The sequence below is a fragment of the Anaerotruncus sp. 80 genome (assembly GCF_009936115.1).
Taxonomy (GTDB): Bacteria; Bacillota; Clostridia; order Peptostreptococcales; family Anaerovoracaceae; genus Senimuribacter; species Senimuribacter intestinalis.
Map to the genome: position 1 here is coordinate 22,842 of NZ_QWES01000016.1, position 25,567 is coordinate 48,408.

18 protein-coding genes are annotated in these 25,567 nt (G+C 44.5%); 16 read left to right on the forward strand and 2 right to left on the reverse strand.

Annotated elements, in window-relative coordinates:
• Nucleotides 1-63: 63 nt before the first annotated feature.
• From D1155_RS09330 to D1155_RS09345, 4 genes are all read left to right on the forward strand, one after another.
• The gene (locus D1155_RS09330; protein ID WP_160202184.1) at nucleotides 64-1,260 is read left to right on the forward strand and encodes an FprA family A-type flavoprotein; all 1,197 of its coding nucleotides are present in this window, start codon (nucleotides 64-66) and stop codon (nucleotides 1,258-1,260) included.
• Nucleotides 1,261-1,488: 228 nt separating this feature from the next.
• Nucleotides 1,489-1,962, forward strand: a complete 474-nt coding sequence (locus tag D1155_RS09335; RefSeq protein ID WP_160202128.1) for an NAD(P)H-dependent oxidoreductase subunit E — start codon at nucleotides 1,489-1,491, stop codon at nucleotides 1,960-1,962.
• A gap of 1 nt (nucleotide 1,963) precedes the next feature.
• Nucleotides 1,964-3,850 (forward strand): NADH-quinone oxidoreductase subunit NuoF, encoded by a 1,887-nt coding sequence (locus D1155_RS09340; RefSeq protein WP_160202129.1) that lies wholly within the window; start codon nucleotides 1,964-1,966, stop codon nucleotides 3,848-3,850.
• 14 nt (nucleotides 3,851-3,864) lie between these two features.
• The gene (locus D1155_RS09345) at nucleotides 3,865-5,556 is read left to right on the forward strand and encodes a [FeFe] hydrogenase, group A (RefSeq protein WP_160202130.1); all 1,692 of its coding nucleotides are present in this window, start codon (nucleotides 3,865-3,867) and stop codon (nucleotides 5,554-5,556) included.
• 183 nt (nucleotides 5,557-5,739) lie between these two features.
• Here the strand turns inward: D1155_RS09345 and D1155_RS09350 are convergent, their stop codons facing one another.
• Nucleotides 5,740-6,840, reverse strand: coding sequence for a fibronectin type III domain-containing protein (locus D1155_RS09350; protein ID WP_160202131.1), 1,101 nt, complete (start codon nucleotides 6,838-6,840; stop codon nucleotides 5,740-5,742).
• Nucleotides 6,841-7,027: 187 nt separating this feature from the next.
• Between D1155_RS09350 and D1155_RS09355 the strand changes: the two genes are divergently transcribed.
• From D1155_RS09355 to D1155_RS09370, 4 genes are all read left to right on the forward strand, one after another.
• A complete protein-coding gene (locus tag D1155_RS09355) occupies nucleotides 7,028-9,019 on the forward strand; it encodes an Ig-like domain-containing protein (RefSeq protein ID WP_160202132.1) in 1,992 nt (663 codons plus the stop codon).
• A gap of 330 nt (nucleotides 9,020-9,349) precedes the next feature.
• Nucleotides 9,350-9,835 (forward strand): NAD(P)H-dependent oxidoreductase subunit E, encoded by a 486-nt coding sequence (locus D1155_RS09360; protein ID WP_160202133.1) that lies wholly within the window; start codon nucleotides 9,350-9,352, stop codon nucleotides 9,833-9,835.
• Between the two features lie 108 nt (nucleotides 9,836-9,943).
• Nucleotides 9,944-11,683, forward strand: a complete 1,740-nt coding sequence (gene nuoF, locus D1155_RS09365) for an NADH-quinone oxidoreductase subunit NuoF (protein ID WP_243151062.1) — start codon at nucleotides 9,944-9,946, stop codon at nucleotides 11,681-11,683.
• A 16-nt stretch (nucleotides 11,684-11,699) separates the two neighbouring features.
• Entirely contained in the window at nucleotides 11,700-13,457 is a 1,758-nt protein-coding gene (locus tag D1155_RS09370; protein ID WP_160202135.1) for an NADH-dependent [FeFe] hydrogenase, group A6, read from the forward strand.
• A gap of 201 nt (nucleotides 13,458-13,658) precedes the next feature.
• Here the strand turns inward: D1155_RS09370 and D1155_RS09375 are convergent, their stop codons facing one another.
• The gene (locus D1155_RS09375) at nucleotides 13,659-14,039 is read right to left on the reverse strand and encodes a hotdog domain-containing protein (RefSeq protein ID WP_251615466.1); all 381 of its coding nucleotides are present in this window, start codon (nucleotides 14,037-14,039) and stop codon (nucleotides 13,659-13,661) included.
• Nucleotides 14,040-14,208: 169 nt separating this feature from the next.
• On the opposite strand from D1155_RS09375, the gene D1155_RS09380 reads away from it, so the two are divergent.
• The 8 genes from D1155_RS09380 (at nucleotide 14,209) to D1155_RS09415 (ending at nucleotide 25,353) form a co-directional block, all read left to right on the forward strand.
• Nucleotides 14,209-16,284 (forward strand): sigma-54 dependent transcriptional regulator, encoded by a 2,076-nt coding sequence (locus D1155_RS09380; protein WP_160202137.1) that lies wholly within the window; start codon nucleotides 14,209-14,211, stop codon nucleotides 16,282-16,284.
• 198 nt (nucleotides 16,285-16,482) lie between these two features.
• The gene (locus D1155_RS09385; protein WP_160202138.1) at nucleotides 16,483-17,529 is read left to right on the forward strand and encodes a zinc-binding dehydrogenase; all 1,047 of its coding nucleotides are present in this window, start codon (nucleotides 16,483-16,485) and stop codon (nucleotides 17,527-17,529) included.
• A gap of 200 nt (nucleotides 17,530-17,729) precedes the next feature.
• On the forward strand, nucleotides 17,730-18,797 hold the full coding sequence (locus D1155_RS09390) for a zinc-binding dehydrogenase (protein WP_160202139.1): 1,068 nt from the start codon (nucleotides 17,730-17,732) through the stop codon (nucleotides 18,795-18,797).
• Nucleotides 18,798-18,951: 154 nt separating this feature from the next.
• Complete coding sequence (ablA, locus tag D1155_RS09395) at nucleotides 18,952-20,211, forward strand: lysine 2,3-aminomutase (protein ID WP_160202140.1); 1,260 nt, start codon at nucleotides 18,952-18,954, stop codon at nucleotides 20,209-20,211.
• Nucleotides 20,212-20,297: 86 nt separating this feature from the next.
• Nucleotides 20,298-21,314: a hypothetical protein gene (locus tag D1155_RS09400; RefSeq protein ID WP_160202141.1), complete on the forward strand. Its 1,017-nt coding sequence runs from the start codon at nucleotides 20,298-20,300 to the stop codon at nucleotides 21,312-21,314.
• 15 nt (nucleotides 21,315-21,329) lie between these two features.
• Nucleotides 21,330-22,973 (forward strand): DNA mismatch repair protein MutS, encoded by a 1,644-nt coding sequence (locus D1155_RS09405; protein WP_160202142.1) that lies wholly within the window; start codon nucleotides 21,330-21,332, stop codon nucleotides 22,971-22,973.
• 14 nt (nucleotides 22,974-22,987) lie between these two features.
• On the forward strand, nucleotides 22,988-24,541 hold the full coding sequence (locus tag D1155_RS09410; RefSeq protein ID WP_160202143.1) for a lysine 5,6-aminomutase subunit alpha: 1,554 nt from the start codon (nucleotides 22,988-22,990) through the stop codon (nucleotides 24,539-24,541).
• A gap of 17 nt (nucleotides 24,542-24,558) precedes the next feature.
• Nucleotides 24,559-25,353: an OAM dimerization domain-containing protein gene (locus D1155_RS09415; RefSeq protein ID WP_160202144.1), complete on the forward strand. Its 795-nt coding sequence runs from the start codon at nucleotides 24,559-24,561 to the stop codon at nucleotides 25,351-25,353.
• The last annotated feature ends 214 nt before the right edge of the window (nucleotides 25,354-25,567 follow it).

Genomic DNA, 25,567 nt, shown 5'->3' on the forward strand with positions numbered 1-25,567 from the left:
GACATTGAAGAACTCTGTGGTAAAATGATAACGATTAGAGTGATAAAGGAGGAATGAGTGATTATGCATTGTGTTAGAAAGGTAACAGATGATCTCTACTGGGTTGGAGCAAACGACAAGAGATTAAATTTATTTGAAAATATTCATCCGATTCCGAGAGGAACTTCTTACAATTCCTATTTGCTGATGGATGAGCAGACGGTTCTGTTTGATACAGCGGACTGGTCTGTCTGCAGACAGTTCCTGGACAATATTGAATATGTATTAGACGGAAAAAAACTGGATTACATGGTGATCAACCATATGGAGCCGGACCATGGTGCATCTATTGAGGAGATTCTTCTCAGATATCCGGATGTAAAGATTATCTGCAGTGTCAAGGCAGCTGACTTTATGAGACAGTTCAGATTCCATACAGACAATGTGGAAACCGTGAAAGAAGGCGACGTGAAGTCCTTTGGAAAACATCAGGTGACTTTCGTTATGGCGCCGATGGTGCACTGGCCTGAGGCGATGGTATCCTTCGATACGACAAACGGTGTGCTCTTTGCTGCTGATGCGTTTGGATCTTTTGGATCTCTGGATGGTAAACTCTTTGCAGATGAAGTGAACTTCGATAGAGACTGGCTGGACGATGCCAGAAGATACTACACCAATATCGTCGGCAAGTTTGGAGCCAACGTGCAGAACCTACTGAAAAAAGCGGCTGGTCTGGATATTAAATATATCTGCCCGCTCCACGGACCGGTTTGGAGACAGGATTTTGACTACATTCTGGACAAATATAACAAGTGGTCCACTTATACGCCGGAAGAAAAGGGCGTGATGATCGCTTATGCTTCCATGTATGGGAATACAGAGGCGGCAGCTAATATTCTGGCAACAAAGCTGTGCGAAAAAGGCATTGCTAACGTAGCGCTTTACGATGTGTCCTGCACTCACGTATCCTATCTAATCGCAGAGGCATTTAAGTACAGCCATCTGGCGCTGTTTTCCGTTACATATAACCTGAATGTGTTCCCGGTTATGGCAAATTTCCTGGAGGACATGGCGGCGCTGAACCTGCAGAACCGAACTGTGGCCACGGTTTGCAACGGCACATGGGCACCGCAGGCAGGTCCAAAGATGATCGAAGCTGTCAGCAAGATGAAGAACACGACCCTTTTAAACGAAGGGCTGACTGTGGCTTCTTCCTTGAACGAAGATACTTATGCACAGCTGGAACAGCTGGCTGATACGATTGCAGAAAGCCTGCAGTAAGATAACAGTGCATATTACAATAAAATAGGATTATTACCCAAAAACTGCTGCTAAAAAGTAGCAGTTTTTGTTCTTTTTACGCATTTTTATATATTTTTTTGGATAATTTCGCGTTTGCCTGTTGACAAGCAAATATCAAACCAATAGAATGAAAGCATAACAAAAAGATAGAAAGGAAAAGGCGTCGTTTTTGCCGAACAAGGCATTGATGCGAGGTGTACAACAAACATGCTGGAAAAAGAGTATTATGACAAAACCGATGAGATCATAGCGTCCCATGGGCGAACCCAAAAGGACCTAATTCCAATTATACAGGAGATACAAGAAGAGTATCGCTACCTTCCGCCGGAGCTACTCAGTTATGTTGCAGGTAAGCTGAACATACCGGAGTCCCAGGCCTACAGTGTAGCGACTTTTTATGAGAACTTCTCATTTGAGCCAAAGGGCAAATATTTGATTAAAGTCTGTGACGGAACTGCCTGTCATGTGCGCAAGTCCATTCCAATTCTGGAAGCGCTGTACAGTGAGCTAGGGCTTTTTAAGGGAAAGCAGACTACAGAAGACATGCTGTTTACCTTGGAAACCGTATCCTGCCTGGGAGCATGTGGTCTTGCACCGGTATTAACGGTCAATGATAAGGTGTATCCGGCAATGACGCCGGAAAAGGCGATTGATTTAGTTCGCGAATTGAGAGGAGTGTAACATGAATAAAATTACAGACAGACAGTCTCTCGCTAAAGTTCGTGAGGCTTCGAAGAAAGAAATAGAAAGCAATAAGTGCAGAATTTTAATCTGTGCGGGCACCGGCTGTATCGCAGGAGGTTCTGCAGAGATTTACGATAAGATGTGTGAGCTGGTTGCACAGAATCCAGATGTGGAGGTAGTATTTGAACCGGAGGTTGTTCATGGTGATGGAGACGTTGTAGTTCGCAAGAGCGGCTGTCACGGTTTCTGCGAAATGGGTCCTCTGATGAAAATTGAGCCACAGGATATCCTTTACACTAAGGTGAAGCTTGCTGACTGCGAAGAGATTTTCCACAGAACCATCGAAAGAGGGGAACTGATTACCAGACTGGTGTTCCAGCAGGATGGTAAGGAATGTCCAAAGCAGGATGAAATCCATTTCTACGAAAAGCAGCACAGAAGCGTACTGAAAAACTGCGGTTCCATCGATGCCGAACATATTCAGGAATACATTGCGATCGGCGGCTACACGGCTTTGGAGAAGGCTTTATTTGAAATGAGCCCGCAGCAGGTCATCGATGAGGTGCTGGCGGCAGGTCTTCGCGGCAGAGGCGGTGCAGGTTTCCCGACGGGCAAAAAGTGGACCCAGGTTGCTAGACAGGAAGAGAAGAAACGTTACGTTGTCTGTAACGGTGACGAAGGCGATCCGGGCGCATTTATGGACAGAAGTATCATGGAAGGCGACCCGCACAAGATGATCGAAGGTATGGCGCTGGCAGCTTACGCTGTAGGCTCTGATGAAGGTTATATCTACGTTCGTGCAGAATATCCTCTGGCAATCAGCCGTCTGAAAAATGCTATTGCACAGGCGGAAGAAGCAGGACTTCTGGGCGACCATATTATGGGCACAGATTTCAGCTTTAAGTTACATATCAACAGAGGTGCCGGCGCTTTTGTATGTGGTGAAGGAAGTGCTTTGACCTCCTCCATCGAAGGAAACCGCGGTATGCCGAGAGTAAAACCTCCTAGAACAGTAGAACAGGGGCTCTTTGACAAGCCGACTGTTTTGAACAACGTAGAAACCTATGCCAACGTGCCGATGATTATCGCAGACGGCGCTGAGGCTTTTGCAAGCATTGGAACAGAAAATAACTCCGGAACAAAGGCGTTCGCCCTGACCGGAAGCGTAAAACATACAGGGCTGATTGAGGTGCCGATGGGAACCACTTTGCGCGAAGTTATCTTTGATATCGGCGGCGGCATTAAGGACGATAAAAAGTTTAAGGCGGTACAGATTGGCGGTCCGTCCGGCGGTTGTTTGACGGAAGAACATCTGGACATGAAGCTGGACTTTGACTCCCTGAAGAAAATCGGCGCGATGATCGGTTCCGGCGGTATGGTAGTCATGGATGAAAATACCTGTATGGTAGAGGTATCCCGTTTCTTCATGAACTTTACCCAGAACGAAAGCTGCGGTAAGTGCGTTCCATGTCGTGAAGGCACCAAGCGTATGCTGGAAATCTTAGAGAGAATCGTTGGCGGCAAGGGAACACTGGAAGATCTCGACATGCTGGAAGAACTGGCGGAAACTATTACGGATACAGCACTTTGCGGTCTTGGAAAGTGCGCGGCACAGCCTGTTATGAGTACGCTGAAATTCTTCCGTGAAGAATATGAGCAGCACGTGCTGGAAAAGAAATGTATTTCCAGAAACTGTACTGCGCTGCAGAAATTTATTATTGACCCTGATAAGTGCAAGGGCTGCAGCAAGTGTGCAAGAAACTGCCCGGCAGGTGCGATTTCCGGTCAGATTAGAAAAGCATATCATATTGACACTGAGACTTGTATCAAGTGCGGCGCATGTCTGTCTGACTGTGCGTTTGATGCAATTCATATCGAGTGGTAGGAGGAAGAAAAATCATGGGATTTATGACAATCAACAATAGAAAAGTAGAATTTACAGATGAAAAAAATGTCCTGACGGTCATTCGTAACGCAGGCATTGACATCCCTACTTTCTGTTATCACTCCGAGCTTTCTACCCACGGCGCCTGTCGTCTGTGTGTAGTGGAGGATGACAAGGGAAAAGTCTTTGCTTCTTGTTCCGAAAGACCCAGAGATGGCATGAAAATTTTTACACATACCCGTAAAATTCAGCACCACAGAAAGATGGTCATCGAGCTGTTGCTTGCTGCTCACTGCAGAGACTGCACAACCTGTGCTGCAAACGGTGTCTGCGATCTGCAGAATCTGGCAAACCGTCTGGGCGTAACTGACATTCGTTTTGAGAATTATAGAGAGCAGTATCCGATGGATACCACATCTCCTTGTGTTGTGCGGGATGCAAATAAGTGTATTCTCTGCGGTGACTGCGTGCGTATGTGCCACGAAGTAGAGGGAGTCGGTGTTCTGGGTTTCACAAACAGAGGCTCCAACATGCTGATGACAACACCGTTTATGCGAGATTTAAACGAAACCAATTGTGTTGGCTGCGGACAGTGCCGCGTGGTTTGTCCGACCGGCGCAATCACCATTAAGTCTGATACAGAACCAGTTTGGCAGTTATTGGAGGACAAGAATGTACGCGTTGTTGCACAGATTGCGCCGGCAGTTCGTGTGGCAGTTGGTGAAGCTTTTGGCATGGAAAAAGGCGTCAATGCGCTGGGACATCTGGCAGCTGCAATGCGTTATATCGGCTTTGAAGAGGTTTACGATACAGACTTCGGTGCTGACCTGACGGTCATCGAAGAAGCAGGCGAGTTTGTAGAGCGACTGAAATCCGGCGAAAATCTGCCGTTGTTCACTTCTTGCTGTCCGGCATGGGTGAAGTTCTGTGAGGACAAATATCCGCAGTTTGCAAAACATATTTCTACCTGTCGCTCTCCGCAGCAGATGTTTGGGGCGCTGATTAAGGAAGAGGCAAGAATGAAGAAGGCGGAGGATTCCAGAAGAACTGTTGTGGTTTCTATCATGCCTTGTACTGCGAAGAAAGGTGAAATTATCCGTCCGGAACATTTCACCGATGGCGAACAGAATGTGGATTACGTTCTGACTACAACCGAGATTGCCAGCATGATTAAATCCACTGGTATCAACATGGCTGAAATCACACCGGAAGCTCTCGATATGCCGTTTGGAATGTCCTCCGGTGCAGGTGCAATCTTCGGAAACACAGGAGGCGTAACAGAAGCGGTGCTTCGTTATCTGACAAAGAGCAGCAGACCGGAAGAACTGGATGAAATCAAGTTCTCTGGCGTTCGCGGCAATGACGCTATTAAGGAAGCGACGGTGAGCCTTGATGGCAAGGATGTAAGAATTGCTATCATAAACGGTCTTGGCAATGCAAGCAAGATTCTTGATGAGATGGAAGCAGGTAATGTGAAATATGACTTCATTGAGGTTATGACTTGTCCTGGCGGCTGTGTAAACGGCGGCGGTCAGCCGGTTTCCAACGGTCAGGAAACTACCAACAGTGCGGCAAGACAGGCGGGACTTTATCGTTTTGACAGCCGTTCCCAGATTAAGTCATCAGATCAGAACCCGGTGGCACTGAGCCTGTATGATGGTATCTTGAAAGGAAAAGAGCATAAGCTTTTGCATAACGAGAAATAAAATGTAGAACGCTATGAAAAATGCTGGGGCGGCTGAAAAGATTTCAGCCGTTTCGGCATTTTTACGCGGCCTTTGGAGACAAAAGTGTGAAGGAGGCCAGCGCAAGCAGCATAAAACGAGTTTTTGTCTGTAATCGCAACAGAGTGCGCCGAAATTTTCGGTGCACTCCGCGATAAGACATAGTTATTTTTTAACGGTAATAGATTTTCGATTGCTGTAAGGTCCTGTTATTTTTTTGCCATCGATTATCTTATACGCGCGCACTTTATAGTAATATTTTTTTCCAGGGGCTTTTTTGGTATCTGTATAGCTAGTTTTGGAACTACTCTTGATGGTGGTTATTTTTTTGTAGCCACTGGATGGGCTGGTAGATCTGTAAATTTCATAGCCGCTGGCAGTCACGTCCTTCTTCCAGCGAATGGTTACTTTCTTTGCGGAAGAAGAGATGCTGCTGATTTTAGATTTTAAGACGCCAGTGGTTCCTGTTACCGTTTTGGAAGGAGTTCCATGGTGCAAAAATCCGACATACTTTGCAGCGGGTACTACATAGTAATAGTATGTTCTGTTAGGAAGACCTTCGTCAATCCAGTATGTGGAGACTTCCTCTCCAGGAAAAAATTCATTCACAGTTCCCATTTCGTAATATTTACCTTTTAAGCTCTTTGCGCGGTAAACGATATAATCGGATGCGCCCTCAACAGGATCCCAAGATAGAAGTACTTCTGTAGAACTTAAAGTTTTCGTTTTTACGACGGGCTTTTTCATATTCAGGTATAGACCGCCGCCGGTGACCCACTCTGTGTAGAATTCTCCTTCTTCCCAGTCGTCCCTGTAGCAGGCGCGGACTCTGAATTCGTAATACCCTCTTTTGGTAACTGGAAAGTCAAATCCGTAAGCATCCATTTCTGCCCATCCGTCTTCATCATCGCCATATTCGTCTTCAACCTCAACTGGGACCCAGTACTGATATTCTTCGTCATCACTGGCAATTTTTTTAAGAAATACAAACTCATCGCTTTCAGGATATTTGACAGAAACCTCGTAGTGGAGTACATCGTACTCGTTGAATCCGTGCTTAGGTACCCAATAAACAAATAACTGTCCTTTTTCTTCGGTTGCGTCAATAAATTCGATTTCGTAATCGTCGCCACCTAATTCATCATCATCGTAATCGTAATCGTAGGCAGGACTAAAATCAGCATAAGATAGGAGCATATTACCTGGAATGCATGCAACAATCAGTGCAAGTGAAAGAAAAATTACAAAGATTTTCTTTTTCATCATGTTGATTCCTCCATATTTATAATAATTAATCGTCTTTTTAATTGTATTATATCATGTAGCTACTTGAGTGACAATCCCTTTTCATTTATTGAGTATTTTCTATAAAAAACAGTGGGGGCTTTACAGATGTGATTGGCTGGAATATAATAATAAGTAATAAGACACAGCGAAAGAAAGGAAGAATGAAATGAAACGAGCCATTGTGATTGTATTATCTTTGATGATGCTGCTTTGCAGTTTCCCTGCGGGTATTTTTGCAGAAGATGCAGGGGATGAGACACAGTCCCCTGGACAGGAAGAAGTGCAGAAGATAGATATATCCAGGGATTCATTTATGCGTACAGATCCATCGACTTTTACGTATACAGGGGAAGAGCTGATTGCGAACAAAGTAGAAGTATGGGTGGCGAATCACAGATTGACGGAAGGTGTTGATTATACACTGGAGTATAGAAACAATGTGATGCCGGGCAAAATGGAGGTTATTGCTAAAGGAATTAATGATTACTGTGGAGAACTGCGTAGTGAGCTAGACATTTACCCGAGATCAATCGGAACTTATTGCAAGTTTAACTTTCCGGAATTCACAGAAAAGGGAGAGCGGCCGCAATTTACCATTACCTATGGGAAAATGCTTTTAGAAGAAGGAAAAGACTATACTGTTGGTAATTATACTGATGAAGAAACCTGTGGCTATATTGAAATTCGCGGTATCGGAGGATTTTCTGGAAAAGTGAATTATCGTTATGAGACACGTATCAACATCGCAAAAGCTGAAGTGCAATACGAACCTAAAAAAGTTTATAACGGTAAGCGCCAAAATGCCGAGCCAATCATTGTAACTTATCAAGGAAAGAAATTGAGCGAGCTTAGTGATTATGTTCTTAAATACTCTAATAATATAGAAGTTGGTACGGCTCGAGTAGATATTATAGGGAGAGGCAAATTTCACGGCACGATTACCAGATACTTTGAAATTGCACCGAAAGAACAGGAAATCACAATTAAAGAAAATACATTTGATTTGTTTCCGAAAAGTGATCCGGTGCAAATAAAGGCGAAGGCTTCGGGAGATGGTACAGGCTTTTCTTATACGTCGGATAATCCTGCTGTAGCGACAGTAGACGCCGACGGAGTGATTCGGGCAAAGGCGCCGGGGACTGCCATTATTACTGTAAAGACAGTCGGCTCGAAAACTTTTGGTGAGGTATCTACGACTGTAACTGTCAATGTGGGGCAGAGCAGTACGGAGTTCTTTCTTGTTATTGCAGAAAGAAAAGGAATGGGGGCATTTATCAGTAAACTCCCCGATGAGAAAATTGTAAAAGCAACAGTTACGGTAGGCGGCGAAACATACCCGTGTAAAATTATTGATGATGAAATTACTGTTGCGCTGGATGCCCCTTATCCGCAGCAAAAGTTGGGCGAAAAGATAATTATCACGGCGGAAGATGATTCCGGAAAGGTAATTACAACAGAAGGAACTGTTGAAAATGCAGAAGTTTATATTAAGGTCAATAATATCTACGATAAAACGAGTACGATTGTCGGCGAAGCAGCGCTGGGCGCAACGGTAAAGACAGTGTTAGATGGCAAAACCTACAAAACTGTTGCTGATAAACGAAGCGGTGAATTTGAATTGAAAATTCCGAAGCAGAAATTTGGAAAGAAAATCAAGATTACTGTAACAAATGATTACGGAAGCAGTACCAGTATCACAAAGACGGTGAAAAAAAGAAAGTCTGCCAATCTTGAGATTTATAAATATGTATATAAATCATCAAAATATGCGTATGTGGAGTGTTCAAATGTTTCTGCAGGCGATATGATAAAAATAAAGATTGGTGGAAAGACATATAAGAAAAAAATTAATCAATCGAAGAAATTGCTGAAGACTAAGGTATATATCGGCACCCATGCTGCTGGCACAAAAATAAGTGCATCGTTATATAATTCGCGCGGGCAGAAATTGGATTCTTATAGCGATATGGTGTATTTTGGGAATAAATTATATGTCGGCATGACCAGTAAGCAGGCGCTCTTGACAACTTGGGGGAAGCCTGTCAGCAAAGCGACTTACTACGGCATTAAAGAGTGGGTTTACAGAAGTGGAAATCAAGTGGTGTACGTATATATCTCAGGTGGAAAAGTAATAGACTTGATACAATTTGTTTATTGAACATAGGCAGCAGTTTTGTAGAGAATTGATGCAGCACGCCGAACGGCAGGTTCGGCGTGCTGCGTTTTTTGTTATGATAAAACCCATAAAATTCGTTGCACATATATTTGGATTTTGTGGTAAATTCACAAATCTTACTTTAATGTCATAAAATCTTTTATTTTTTATCTGACGAAAAGTTGACAAATCAGAAAATTTGTTATAAAATGAAAACGATGGTAAAGGTTAAAAAATTAACCAATTCGGGTTAAAAATTTAACGGGTGGTTGCCATCTTATGGAATTATATCTATATCTATATCTATATCTATCATTTTCGAAGGAGAAAAACATGTGTAACTGCAAAGAAATGACTGCAAAGTTTGCGCAGCTTGACGAAATCATCGAAAAGCATAAAGATGAGCGAGGCGCGCTGATTCCAATCCTCCATGAGGCGCAGGAGGTCTTTGGCTATCTGCCGTATGAGGTGCAGGAGCGAATTGCCGACGGGCTGGGCGTTTCCATGGCGAAGGTTTACGGCGTCGTAACATTTTATTCCCAATTTTCCTTGAAAAAGAAGGGAAAGTACAAAATTAATGTCTGTATGGGAACGGCGTGTTACGTAAAAGGTGCTGGAGACATTTTGGGAAAATTCCTGGAACGGCTTTCCATTGATGTTGGAGAATGTACGCCGGACGGTAAATTCTCCCTGGATTCCTGCCGGTGTATTGGCGCTTGCGGTCTGGCGCCTGTCGTCACCATCAACGATGAGGTTTACGGAAGACTGACCCCGGAACAGGTAGACGAAATCATGAATCAGTATGAGTTTATGGAATAACGGGAGGAAACGATGGTTAAGACAATCAAAGATATCCAGAAGATTAAAGATACAACACTGCAGTCTTTTGGCAACAGAATCGGAAACGATGATAACAGAATTTACATAATGACCTGCTGCGGTACAGGCTGTACTTCATCAGGCGCAATTAAAAATCGGGAAAAACTCAATGAACTGATGGACAGAGACGGGCTGCATGATCGTGTGCATATCGTGCAGACGGGATGTTTTGGTCTTTGTGCGGAGGGTCCGATTTTGATGGTTTATCCGGAAAACGTCATGTACACCAACGTAACGCCGGATGACATCAACGAAATCTGGGAAGCTCACATCAAAAATGGCAGAGTCGTAGAACGTTTGAAATCAGAAAATGAACTTGATTTCTTTTCTAAGCAGATGCGTATTTCTCTGAGAAACTGCGGCAGAATCGATCCAGAAAACATCGACGAATATATCGCTTACGGCGGATATGAAGCGTTGGCAAAGGTGCTGACAGAGATGGAGCCGGAAGACGTCATCAAGACGATGAAAGACGCAGGGCTGCGCGGCAGAGGCGGCGGCGGTTTTCCGACTGGCGTCAAGTGGCAGTTTGCTGCAGATCAGCAGGAAAAGGAAAAGTATGTGGTATGTAACGCTGACGAGGGCGACCCGGGCGCATTCATGGATAGATCTGTTCTGGAAGGCGATCCCCATGCCGTCATTGAAGCAATGGCAATCGCAGGATATGCCATCGGCGCGTCCCAGGGCTATGTATATGTTCGTGCGGAATATCCAATTGCAGTACAGAGACTGGCCCTTGCCATCGAGCAGGCGAGAGAATATGGTCTTTTAGGAGATAATGTACTGGGTCTGAAATTTAAATTCGATTTAGATATCAGATTGGGTGCTGGCGCTTTTGTATGTGGTGAAGAAACTGCGCTTTTGACTTCCATCGAAGGAAACCGCGGCGAACCAAGACTGAAACCGCCATTCCCGGCAGTAGAAGGTCTCTTTGCAAAGCCGACCATTATCAATAACGTGGAAACGCTTTCTAATATTCCGCAGATTATCATCAAAGGCGCAGATTGGTTTGCCGGCATCGGTACGGAGAAATCCCACGGCACCAAAGTCTTTGCCCTTGGCGGAAAGATCAACAATACAGGACTTGTAGAAGTCCCGATGGGTACGACGCTGCGTGAAATCATTTACGAAATCGGCGGCGGCATTCCAAACGGAAAGAAATTTAAGGCAGTGCAGACCGGTGGACCTTCCGGTGGCTGTATTCCGGCAGAATTCCTTGATAGCCCAATCGACTATGACTCTCTGATCGAGCTGCAGTCCATGATGGGTTCCGGCGGTATGATCGTCATGGACGAGGATACCTGTATGGTGGATATCGCAAAATTCTATCTGGAATTTACCGTAGACGAATCCTGCGGAAAATGTCCTCCATGCCGGATCGGTACGAAGAGAATGCTGGAAATTCTGACGAAGATTACCGATGGAAAAGGTACGTTGGAAGATCTGGACGAACTGGAATATCTGGCGAAAAACATCAAGAAGGGTGCACTTTGCGGTCTGGGTCAGACGGCGCCGAACCCGGTACTGTCTACGCTGAAATATTTCCGCGATGAGTATGAAGCCCACGTGGTAGACAAAAAATGTCCGGCTGGCGTATGCGTATCGATGCTGCGGTTCGTGGTGCATGATGAACTTTGTAAGCATTGTGGTCTTTGCGCGAGAAACTGTCCTGCGCAGTGTATTTCTGGCAGCAAGACAACACCTTACGTCATCGACAATGAAAAATGTCTCAAATGCGGCGTCTGCATGGAAAAATGTCCGTTTAAGGCTATCATGAAGAACGCATAAACTGGAGGGCGAAGTGATGAAGAATAAGAAAAGAGTACAATTAACCATAGACGGCATGGATGTCAACGTGCCAGAGGATTACACGATATTACAGGCGGCAAAACAGGTCAACATCAAAATTCCTACCTTGTGTTTTTTGAAGGACGTCTGCGAAATCGGTTGTTGCCGTATGTGCCTTGTCGAAGTGGAAGGTGCAAAGAACTGGCAGGCTTCCTGCGTGCAGAAGGTTGCGGAGGGTATGGTGGTCAAAACCCATACGCCGGACATTCTCAACTTTAGAAAAAAGAATTTGGAGTTGATTCTGTCCAATCATCCTGCTATGTGCCAGAGCTGCAATAGAGGTTCTACGGGATGCGAACTAAAGACTTTGGCTAACACCATGGATACAGAGTTTGCCAATTATGCAAAGAATCAGGAAGTGGTGACAGCCAATCAGGTTATGGATATCGACAACGGTATTTCCATCATGCGTGACCCGAATCGGTGTATTTTATGTAGAAGATGTATCAGTGTCTGCCACAATGTACAGACAGTTGGCGCAATTGATGTCATCAACAGAGGTTTCGGCACGGTTGTTAGCACAACATTCAATCGTCCGATTGACGAATCTAAATGTGTCAACTGTGGACAGTGCATTAACGTTTGCCCAACCGGTGCGCTGCAGGAGCATTCCAGCCTTGACGAACTTTGGGAGATTATGAAAGATTCGACAAAGCATGTCGTGGTTCAGACTGCGCCAGCTGTTAGAGCGGCTCTCGGTGAAGAATTTGATATGCCGCTGGGCATAGATGTAACAGGAAAGATGGTAACTGCACTGCGCATGATCGGGTTTGATAAAGTGTTTGATACGGATACTGGCGCTGACCTTACGATTATGGAAGAAGGCACCGAACTTCTCAATCGTCTGCAGAACGGCGGAAAACTGCCATTGATTACTTCTTGCTCACCGGGCTGGATTAAGTTCTGCGAGCATTTCTTCCCGGATATGTTGGATAACCTTTCTTCGTGCAAATCTCCGCACGAAATGCTTGGTGCGATGATCAAATCTTATTATGCGGAGAAGGCTGGTATTGATCCTGCTAATATTGCAGTTGTTTCTATTATGCCTTGTACGGCGAAGAAATTTGAGGCACAGCGAGAAGAACTTGCAGCAACAGGCTATCCTGATGTAGATTTGGTGCTGACTACCAGAGAACTTGCCAAGGCAATTCAGGCATTTGGTATCGACTTTCCGGCGCTTCCTGACGGCGATTTTGACAATCCGCTGGGCGTTTCCACCGGTGCTGCCACGATTTTCGGCGCGACTGGTGGTGTCATGGAAGCAGCGCTGCGTACTGTTGCAGATATTATCACGGGTGAAAGTTCTGATTCTATCGATTACATGGATGTACGCGGAAAAGAAAAAGGAATTAAAGAAGTAGAGCTGCAGATTGGCGATGTAACGATTAAAGCGGCCGCAGCTCATGGTCTTGGCAATGCGAGGGCTTTGATGGAAAGAATCCAGGCGGGTGAGCATTTTGATTTTGTAGAAGTCATGGCTTGTCCGGGCGGATGTGTCAACGGCGGCGGTCAGCCGCAGCAGCCTTCTTCTGTTCGCAACTGGATGGATTTAGGCGCGGAGAGAGCAAAAGCGCTGTACAAGAGCGATCACGAAAGCTTCGTAAGAAAGTCTCACAAGAATCCTGTCATCAAGGAACTGTATAAGACTTATCTGGAGAAGCCGGGCAGTGAGAAGGCACACCACCTGCTCCACACCCATTATCATGCTAGATAATAATTCTAATAAACATTTTCCTAAACGCCCCGACTTGTAAAGTTGGGGCGTTCTCCTTACAAGTGGGAACGGGATTGTGATGCAGTACATTGTTTGCGCTAGCCGAACTATGGTATGCTTTGCACCTTCTTACTTTCCGGTAAAAGTGCAAAAGAAAACCCCTCGCCAACAGAATGGCAAGGGGAAGTTTTTGCAAAAAACTTATTTTCTCTTGAAATCTTTCGGAGTTACGCAAGTACCAGTAGCTCTTGCAACTACGATTGGTTCTTCTAAGAAATCAGCAGCGGAAGCGTTGATGTCTTTTCTGGAAACGATAACTTTTCTTGCTTCGAAAGTCATCTTTCTGGAAGTGTTTCCGATTTTAGTGATTTCGCCGTAAGCTTCGATGTAGTCTCCAGCGTAAGTAGGAGCTAAGAATTCTACGTTGTCGTAAGCGCAGAACAGACCTTCATCTCCGTCTAGCTTGATTAACAGTTCAGTAGCAACATCGCCGAACAGGTGAACCATATGTGCGCCGTCAACCAGCTCTCCACCGTAGTGAGCATCTTTAGCGGACATTCTGACTCTGATTAATGATGTGATTTTCTCTTCCATTTTAATTCTCCTTATCATGTAAAAAAGTTACTTTTATTATATAACCAAAAAGATTATCTGTAAATAATAATTGCAAATTATGTGCCAATGGGTTATTATTGAAATTACAAAGGAAATGAACCGAAATGGGTTCGCATGAAAAAGGAGTGAATCGAAAATGACCCATAATTATGGAACCAATCGTGTATTGGAGCCACAGCATGTTTTGCCGACTTCGGCATGGCGACTTGACAACGGACGTAAGCTGTCGCCGGCAGAAATTAGGGTGGATATTAAGCGAATTCATATAGAGGGAACCAGCTTTAAACAAATTTGTCTGGAAGCCAATGACAACGACCAGCGAATCAAGCAGAAAATAATGGACATTGTAATCAGACGTGGCAAGCTGCACAATCCAGTGACGGATACAGGCGGACTGGTGTATGGTACAGTGTCAGAAATTGGACCTGAATACGACAACAAAAAAAATTTTGTGCCCGGGGAAGAGGTTGTCTGCAATGCATCTTTGGCATCGGTGCCAATCTATATAGATAAAATTCTGTCTATAGATAAAGCTTTTGGGCAAATAGAGGTAGAGGGCTACGCTATTTTATATGATGAAGTACCGCTGGTTCGAAGACCTGTAGGGATTCCGATTAACCTGCTGCTTTTTGCATTTAATGAGTCGGGAACCCTTTACAGAATCAGTAATACGGCGGTTGGCAAACGAAAATTTCTTATCGTAGGAAACAATCTTTTGTCTAATTTGCTCTTTGGCTATGCGGTACGTAAAGTGGCGCGCGAAGATGCAGAGGTTGTGTGTTTACTGGACAAAAAAACCGACGCAGTGCTGTGTGGAAAGTCCATTGACGATTTGATTGCAAAAGTATTTACTAAAGTTCATTATGTGGATATTTTAAAGCCGATGGAGTGTCTTTCCGGTCTGCAGGCGGATTCGCTATTTGATTTATCTATTAACTGTGCGGACATTCCGGGAGCGGAAACAATCAATATTCTTGCTACAAAAAGCGGTGGAACTGTTGTATTTGCGAACCTGATTAACAATTATAATATCGCCCTTTATATCACGGAATCTATCTCCAGACAGCTGGATATCAGATGTGCTGACGGCTATTTGGAGGCCTATGATGAATTCGATATTGAAATTGTCAAGGATATGGTGCCGTATATCGAAAAGGCTGAAACTACGGACAGAAGTGTGGACGACGACCCATCCTATCCGATTAACAGGCAGACACGTCTAATGGAGGTCTCCGGGATGAGACAGACTTTGCTGGAGGATTTTGTATGTGAAAGCAGAGCCATGGCAAGCGTTTTGGACGAGATTCTGACCGTTTCAAAATACGACTGTAACGTGCTGATTACAGGAGATACCGGCGTTGGTAAAGAAAAAGTTGCCAATATCATTCACAAAAACAGTAACCGGAAGATGCAGCCCTTTATCAAAGTGAACTGCGCATCAATTTCCCCAACCCTGATAGAATCTGAATTCTTTGGATACGAGAAAGGGGCCTTTACTGGCGCTAACGCTGCGGGGAAAAAAGGCTTTTTTGAGCTTGCGGATAATGGGGATATTTTTCTGGATGAGATCGGCGAACTGCAGGCGGACATGCAGGCAAAGCTGCTTCGTGTCATTCAGGATGGTGAGTTTTTCAGGGTCGGTGGCACTACGCCAATTAAGACCAATGTGAGAATTCTGTCGGCGACCAACCGGGATCTTGAGGATATGATAGAAGAACAGCGCTTTCGTCGGGACCTTTACTACAGACTCAACGTAGTGCGCCTTAAAGTGCCAAATCTGAGGGAACGTTCCGGAGACATTCCGGCTTTGGTGAACCATTTTCTTAAAAAATATAGTGATAAGTTTGAAATTCAAAGAAAGATAGACGACGATGCTGTGGAATATCTGAAACAGTGCGAGTGGCCGGGTAATATCAGGGAACTGGAAAACATGGTGCAGAGGCTGATGATTTCGGCAAAAGGAGAGCAGATTACCCTTCTTGATGTCATGCGAGAACTTCACGCGGAGGTCTTTGAAACCAGCAGCTTGGACTTTGCTTCTATGCAGGAGGAGACTGGAAAGGTGATGGATTTGGAGAAGATGGTAGACAACTTTGAAAAAAACATTATCAAGCATGCCTGTGAAAAGTACGGGTCGACCAGAAAAGTTGCTAAAGCTATTGGAATTAGCCAGACACAGCTGGTGCGCAAGAAGAAAAAGTATGAGCTTTAAATGAGTTCTCACCACAAGCGAACACAAAACGGTTCGCATAAAAAGCTTATGAACACAAAACGGTTCGAAAAATAGAAAAACTAAACAGGAAAAACTGCAAACCCATTGGTAACAGTGGGTTTTTAGTTTTGGCACGACTTTTGCTTATTAGAATGATCGTTGCACAAATACGTTAATATAATGAAAAAGGAGATATATATGGAAAGCAAAACTTACAAAAAAGGCGACCTTTATGGCACCCACAGAGTCATCAGTCCGAAAGGAGCACTTCCGCAGCCGGCTGACATCATCGACAATACGATGGAGATTTATGATAACGAGGTTTTAATCGATGTTCACACACTGAACATTGACTCTGCTTCTTTTACTGAAATTGAAAAGAGAGCGGAGGGTGATGTAGAAAAAATTAAGGAAATCATTCTGGGCATTGTAGAAAAAACAGGAAAACACAAGAATCCTTGGACTGGTTCCGGCGGTATGCTAATCGGTAAAGTAAAGGAAATCGGACCGAACTACAAAGGGGATCTGCGCGTTGGCGATAAAATCGCAACACTGGTATCCCTGTCTCTGACACCGCTGAAGATTGACGAGATCAAAGAAGTGAGAGCTGACATTGACCAGGTTGATATCAAAGGTCAGGCTATTTTGTTCCAGTCTGGACTTTTCGGTATTCTGCCGAAAGATATGCCGAAAGAACTGGCATTGTCTGTTCTGGACGTAGCTGGTGCACCTGCGCAGACTGCAAAGATCTGTAAGCCTGGCGACACTGTTGTCGTAATGGGCGGCGGCGGAAAATCCGGTATCCTGTGCTGCTGGCAGGCAAAGAAGCAGGTAGGTATCAACGGCAAAGTTATCTGCGTTGACGGCTTCAAGAAATCCCTGAACAGAGCAATGTCTGTAAAATGTGCTGACGAATACATGGTAGTCAATGCAACTGACGCTGTGGAAATGTATAACGAAATCATGGAAGCAACTGACGGTGAACTGGCTGATGTTGTGATCAACGTAGTTAATATTCCTAACACAGAAATGGCTTCCATTATGGCATGCAAAGATGGCGGTATGGTATACTTCTTCTCCATGGCGACCAACTTTACAAAGGCTGCTTTAGGTGCAGAAGGTGTCGGCAAAGACGTAAACATGCTCATTGGTAACGGTTATACAAAGGGACATGCCAATGCAGCTCTTCAGGTTCTTAGAGAAGACGAAAGAATCATGAGACTGTTTGCTGAACTTTATGCATAAACGAATGAACCGAAAGTGGTTCTGTTCTTTTGAAAAACGAACACAAATCGGTTCGATTGTTAATTTAAAAATTATTTAGAAGTGAGCTAAAATTGGACTATGGACACTAAGCGGCAACAGTTTTATAATATAGATAGTCATAAATTATGCCTTGGCATAAATTTTAAAAGAGTTAATATTTTTCTAGGAGGATGATTATTATGAAAAAAGGATGCCCTTACGGAACCCACAGAGTTATTTCACCAAAAGGTGTTTTACCACAGCCAGCAGATGTGATCGATAACACTATGGAAATTTACGATAACGAAGTACTGATTGACGTTAAGACTTTAAACGTTGACTCTGCTTCTTTCACTGAAATCGTTAGAAGATCCTGCGATGGCAAGAAGCCTGCAGATATCGAAAACTCTCCTGAAGATCAGGAAAAAGTAAAGCAGACAATGATGAACATTGTTGCTAAAGCTGGTAAGCACAAGAACCCTTGGACTGGTTCCGGCGGTATGCTGCTTGGTACTGTTAAAGAAGTTGGTCCTAACTACGTTGGAGAACTGAAAGTCGGCGACAAGATTGCTACATTAGTATCCCTGTCCCTGACTCCACTGGTAATCGAAGAAATTCTGGAAATGAGACCAACCATCGACCAGGTTGATATCAAAGGTCAGGCTATCCTGTTCCAGAGCGGTATCTACGGAATCATTCCTGACGATATGCCGGAAGGACTTGCTTTATCCGCATTAGACGTAGCTGGTGCTCCTGCACAGGCTGCTAAACTGTGCCAGTCCGGTCAGAAAATTCTGGTTATCGGTGGCGGCGGAAAATCCGGCCTGCTGTGCTTATACGAAGCAAAGAAGAGAGCTGGCGTAACTGGTAAAGTTGTTTGCGCAGCTGGTTCCCAGAAGTCCGAAGACAGAGCGAGAGCATTAGATTTAGCTGACGAATATTTCCACATGGACGCTACAGATGCAGTTGGCATGTACAACAAAGCTATGGAATTAACTGACGGCGAACTGTTCGACGTAGTTATTAACTGTGTAAACATTGAAAACACAGAAATGGCCTCCATCTTAGCTACTAAGGATGACGGTGTTGTATACTTCTTCTCCATGGCTACTTCCTTCACTAAGGCAGCTCTTGGTGCAGAAGGTGTTGGTAAAGACGTGAACATGATCGTTGGTAACGGTTACACTAAGGGTCACGCAGCAATCACTCTGCAGTGCCTGAGAGAACACGAAGGACTGAGAAAGTTATTCGAAGAAATGTACGCATAATCAATCGATGATGTACATCAAATTATAAAATCAACATAACACAAACTTTACTGCCACGGCTTCCTTTTCGGAAGCTGTGGCTATCATAAGAAAAACTTCAATTTAATTTATAATCATACAAATTTAAATCACGAATTTAAGGAGATTTATTATTATGGCAATCAGAAATTGGAAAGACATTCCTCTGTTTAAGGATGTTACCGATGAACAGTGGAATGACTGGCACTGGCAGGTATCTCACAGACTTTCTACTCTGGAAGATATCGAACAGGTATTAAACCTGACTGACCAGGAAAGAGAAGAAATCCAGAAAGTTATCGGTGGATTCAGAGTAGGTATCACTCCTTACTATGCTTCCCTGATGGATCCAGATGATCCGAGAGATCCAGTTAGAATGCAGGCAGTTCCTACACTGGCTGAAATGCACAGATCTGAAGCTGACGATGCTGACCCTCTTCACGAGGACGCTGACTCCCCGGCTCCTGGTCTGACTCACAGATATCCGGACAGAGTACTGTTCCTCATCACTGACCAGTGCTCCATGTACTGCAGACACTGCACTAGAAGAAGACTTGCAGGTGAAACTGACGGTGCTAGATCCAGAGAAGATATCGATGCATGTATCGAATACATCAGAAAGACACCGGTTGTTAGAGACGTTCTGCTTTCCGGTGGTGACGCTCTGTGCGTAGAAGATGATACATTAGAATACATCATCAGCGAACTGAGAAAGATTGACCACGTGGAAATCGTAAGACTTGGTTCCAGAACTCCGGTTGTAATGCCAATGAGAATTACTGATAACCTGGTTAACATGCTGAAGAAGTATCACCCAATCTGGCTGAACACTCACTTCAACCACCCACAGGAAATCACTGAAGATGCAGCAGAAGCATGTCGTAAGCTTGCTGACGCAGGTATTCCTCTTGGTAACCAGTCCGTACTGCTCAGAGGTGTTAACGACTGTAAGCACATCATGAGAGAATTAGTACACAAGCTGGTTAAGAATAGAGTAAGACCTTACTACATCTACATTTGCGACCTGTCTGTTGGTATCGAACACTTCAGAACATCCGTTGCGAAGGGTATCGAAATCATCGAAGGTCTGAGAGGACACACTTCCGGTTATGCAGTTCCTACATTCGTAGTTGACGCTCCTGGTGGTGGTGGTAAGACTCCGGTAATGCCTCAGTACATTATTTCCGAGACACCTGATAAGGTAATTCTCAGAAACTACGAAGGCGTTATCACTACTTACACTCAGCCTCGTCTGCCGGATCTGAAGTGCACTTGCGACTACTGCACTGGTAAGAAGACTTATAAGTATCAGGGTGTATCTGCATTAGGAGAAGGATTACAGATTAAATCTATGGAACCTTCCAACCTGGCAAGACACGAAAGAAACAAACACTAATTGGTGTATGCGTATAGGGAGGCTTGGGTCTCCCTATACCTTTATAACGAGGAATACAGAAATTTTAGAACAAACAGGGATAAGAAATGGGTTTACTTTACGATTTGTCACAAAAATATAAAACGCTTTCCATCGTTGGCATGGCGAAGAATGCAGGAAAGACTACAGCGCTCAATTATCTCATTGAAGAAGCTGATGATGAGGGTATTACTCTGGGCATTACTTCTACCGGCAGAGACGGGGAAACACAGGACTTAGTAACGGGAACCGAAAAACCAAAGGTATATCTCTACGAAGATACCATCGTGTCCGTTCCGACACAGCTTTATGATTTGGCGGAAGCAGGACTTGAAATCGTAAAAAAATCAGATTACAGAACTTCTATCGGAGATTTGCTCCTCTGCAGAGTCGCTGATAGCGGCTATGTGCAGATAGCAGGACCTGTGGCGACTGCTCACACGAAGAAAATGTGTGAAGAGATGTTTGAAATGGGCTGTGAACTGATTCTCATCGACGGAGCTATCGACCGAAAGTCTATCGCTTCGCCGGAGACATCAGACGCAATTATCTTGTCCACTGGCGCAGTTTTGTCCCGCAGCATGAAGAAAGTAATCGAGGATACAGCGCACATCATCGGGCTTTACAGCCTTCCTGAATTGGAAGAATGCAAGGCAAGAGCGCTCATTGCAGAGCATATGAATCTGGACAAGATTTTGCTTATCAAAGGTGATAATATAGAAGCCTTAGACCTTGCAACGGGTCTTGGATCCAGCCGCTTTATCGATGAAGCAATTGATGATGAAACGGAATATGTATACATTCCGGGCGCATTTACAAACAGCGTAATTGCAGACATCAACCCAAGTAAGCTAAAAAGAGTCCACTTTGTTCTCAAAGACCCGACTAAGATTTTCATCAATCAGATGGACTGGGGCAAGCTTCGCAAGAAGAAGTTCAAGGTCAGTGTCATGAAGAACATCAAAGTTGCGGCGGTAACGGTCAACCCGATTGCGCCTAGCGGCTACTCTTTCGACCACAAAGCTCTGCGAGATGCTATGCAGGAAGCGCTTCCGGATATTCCGGTCATTGACGTTAGAATATAAACAGAAGGAGGATTTATGAAACACGGTTCAAACAGGCGGCTTGCCAATGTCAAGACTAAAGCAGAAACTGGTCTTGACTATGTCATGCAGCAGATTGACTTAAATACCCCTTTTGGTAAAAATATATTAAAAGAAACCAAACCTTTTTTTCCGGGTGAAGAAGAGGAGCTTCGCGCAGAACTTGATAAGATCGAGGACATGATTGCCTTTGCGAAGGAAAATCAGCGCTGCGTAGAGCTGCTTTCAGAAGCCTTCATGGAAATTAAAGATACTACATATACCATCGAGCGAAGCAGTAGAAATGCACTTTCCGTCGTAGAACTCTACGAAGTAAAGACTCTGCTTCTGATGATGAGAAAAATTGAAAAGATTTGTGGGGAAACGACCACGAAAGTTCCGGTAGAGTTTACGCTGGAACCGACGGAAGCCCTTTTGGACGAGCTGGATCCAAGCAAAGACAGAATTAATACTTTTTATATCTATGATGACTTTTCTGAAAAGCTGGCGCAGCTGCGAAAGGAAAAGCACAGCATAGAGGTTTCCATCAGAAAGACGCAGAAGGCGAAAAAAGCGGAGATTCAGAGAGAATACGGTATCATTTTAACACCGAAGTTTGACTGTGCAGTATCGAAGACCGGCGGAGAGCTGGAAAAGTATAAAGCCGTGCCGGATTTGCAGCAGGTGGATGAAGATTACATGACCGTAACCTTTGAATTAAAACCTGATGAAAAGATTTATGCGCTGACAGAGCAGATGGAAAATCTGGTTACCGAAATTGAGGAAGAAGAAACCGTTGTAAGGCAGCGTCTTTCCCTAAAAATAGCAGAGTTTGCAGATGTGCTTCTGCGTAACTGTAAACGAATTGGACTTCTCGATGTGGCATTGGGCAAAGCCCTTTATGCCATCAAGCACGACTGCGTAAAGCCGGAAATCGTTGAGGCGCATATCGTTGAAATCGTAGAAGGCAGACAATCCAAAGTTGAAGACGTGCTGAAGTCCAAGGGGAAAACTTACTGTCCGGTAAGCATTTCCTTGACTGACGGAGTTACCTGTATTACAGGTGCCAATATGGGAGGTAAGACCATTTCACTGAAGCTTTCCGGACTGGTGCCGATTTTGGCGCAGTATGGATTCTTTGTTCCTTGTCAAAAGGCAAAGGTGGGTCTTTCTAACTATATGCAGATTCTAATTGGAGACAGCCAGTCGGTCGAGAGAGGCCTTTCCAGTTTCGGAAGCGAGATGGAAGAACTCAAAGAAATTTTAGATCACAGTGAGAATCGTTCGCTGCTTCTCATCGATGAGATTGCCAGCGGAACCAATCCGATTGAGGGTCTGGCGCTGACCAGAAGCCTTGTGGATTACCTCAAAGACAAACCGTATATTACCCTCATGACTACGCATTTTGAGGCGGTGACCGAGGAAAACGGGGTTAAGAATATGCAGGTGCGAGGCCTGGCAGATGTTGACTTCCGCAAACTCGACAGCGAGTTAAAATATGCGAATAGGAAAGAGCGGATTAATATAATTTCTAAGTATATGGACTATCGTTTATATACGGTAGAAAAACAAGGGCAAATACCAAAAGACGCGCTTAATATCGCGAAAATGTTAGGCATCAATAAGGAAATTATTGATGGAGCACAAAAATATATAAAATAAGGAGAGAGAAAAGGATGAAAAGCAAATTAAACCTTGACCCAAAAGTAGTTGACAGTGCTCGTCAGCATGCGGCAAACATTGCACATGACATGCAGGACTTCATTGACAGACACACTACAGTCAGCACAGAGAGAACAATTCTGAGACTTTTGGGAGTTGACGGTGTAGACGATGTTGACACACCGCTTCCAAACGTGGTAGTAGACCAGCTGAAGGATGCGGGTGCGCTGCCGACAGGTGTCGCTTATTGGATTGGTAATGCAATCGTACAGACTGGCAAGACACCGCAGGAAATCGCAGAAGAAATGGCTGCAGGCAAACTGGATATCACAAAACTTCCGACCTGCTCCCAGGCAGAAGCTGCTGAAGCATTAAAGCCTGCAATCAAAGCTACTTTCGAAAGAATTGACATGCAGAAAGCAAAGCGTCAGGAGTACTTAGACACTATCGGTGAAGGATCAGAGCCTTACATCTACGTAATCGTTGCTACTGGTAACATTTACGAAGACGTGATTCAGGCACAGGCTGCTGCCAGACAGGGTGCAGACATCATCGCTGTAATCAGAACTACTGCACAGTCCCTGCTTGACTATGTACCTTATGGCGCAACAACTGAAGGCTTTGGTGGTACTTACGCTACGCAGGAAAACTTTAGAATCATGAGAAAAGCACTGGACGAAGTTGGTGAAGAAGTTGGCAGATACATCAGACTGTGTAACTACTCCTCCGGTATGTGTATGCCTGAAATCGCTGCAATGGGCGCACTGGAAAGATTAGACGTAATGTTAAATGACGCTATCTACGGTATCCTGTTCAGAGATATCAACATGCAGAGAACACTGGTTGACCAGTTCATGAGCCGTGTTATCATCGGTTACTGCGGTATCATCTTTAACTCCGGTGAAGACAACTACCTGACAACAGACGACGCAATCGAAGCAGCTCACACTGTAACTGCTTCTCAGTTCATCAACGAACAGTTTGCAGTACTTGCTAACATTCCTGAAGAACAGATGGGTCTGGGTCACGCATTTGAAATGGATCCTGCTACTGAAGACGGCTTCCTGCTTGAACTGTCTCAGGCACAGATGGCAAGAGAAATCTTCCCTAAGGCAAGATTAAAATACATGCCTCCTACAAAGTTCATGACAGGTAACATCTTTAGAGGTCATCTGCAGGATGCGCTGTTCAACTTAGTAACAGTTTGGACGAATCAGTCCCTGCTGCTGACTGGTATGCTGACAGAAGCAATTCATACACCGCTGATGCAGGATAGATATCTGTCCATTGAAAATGCTCGTTACATTTTCAACAACTGCAGACACATCGGTGAAGAAGTTGAGTTCAAGAAGGACGGTATCATTCAGAAGAGAGCACAGGAAGTTCTGGGCAAAGCAGACGCTCTTCTTGCTGAAGTTGAAAAAGAAGGTCTCTTCTCCACAATCGAAAAGGGTATCTTCGGTGGCGTGAAACGTCCGTTTGACGGTGGTCACGGTCTGGAAGGTGTTTCCACTAAAGGTGAAAACTACTTCAATCCGTTTATTGAATTGTTTATGGATCATGAATAATAAGGAGGTGCAAGGTCATGACAACAGAATGCAAAGCAACAAGCAGTGTAGATTTAACTTGTGTTAAGCCTTACGGCGATGCACTTAACGACGGTAAAGTTCAGTTAGCCTTCACTCTTCCTGTACCTTACGGTGAAGAAGCTGAAGAATGCGCAAAGCAGTATGCCAAGAAATTAGGTTTGGCTGAGCCAAACGTAGCTTACTACTGCGAACTGACAACAGGATATACATTCTTTAACGTTTACGGCTCCGCACAGCCAACTATCGACTTTACAGCTATCAATGTTCCTAAGGTTGAAGGTACTGTAATGGATCGTGTTGAATGCGGCGAATGGATTGGCGAACACATAGGCAGAGATATCACCGTTGTAGGTGCATCCATCGAATCTGACGCGCATACTGTAGGTATCGACGCAATCATTCAGATGAAGGGCTTCCACGGTCACTTCGGTCTGGAAAGATTTAAGAATGTAGATCCGCATAACATGGGTTCCCAGGTTCCTTGTGAACAGTTAATTGCAAAAGCAAAAGAACTGAACGCTGATGCAATTCTGGTATCCCAGACAGTAACACAGAAGGATATTCACATCCAGCAGCTGACCAAAATGGTTGAACTGATGGAAGCAGAAGGTCTGCGTGACAAAATTATCCTGACTTGCGGCGGTCCTAGAATTTCCCACGAATTAGCACAGGAACTGGGCTACGACGCAGGTTTTGGTCCTGGAAAGTATGCAGAACACGTTATGTCCTACATCATGCAGGAAGTAGAAAAGAGAGGCTGGCAGGATAAGAAAAATATCGCTGATCGCTAATCTCATATGATAATATGACATGAGTTGCGGGCGCCTGAACTTTAAGTTCAGCGCCCATTATCACATGCGGAGGGTACAGATTTTGGACAAGAATCCTCTTGCAAGATGTATCCGTTTGGTGTATGATTTTCTCATGAACACTTATTGCCTTAGGACAACAAGGTTCCCGGGCACCCGCCCGAAGCTTTGCTTCGTGGAAGGGTGGGGTTGTTAT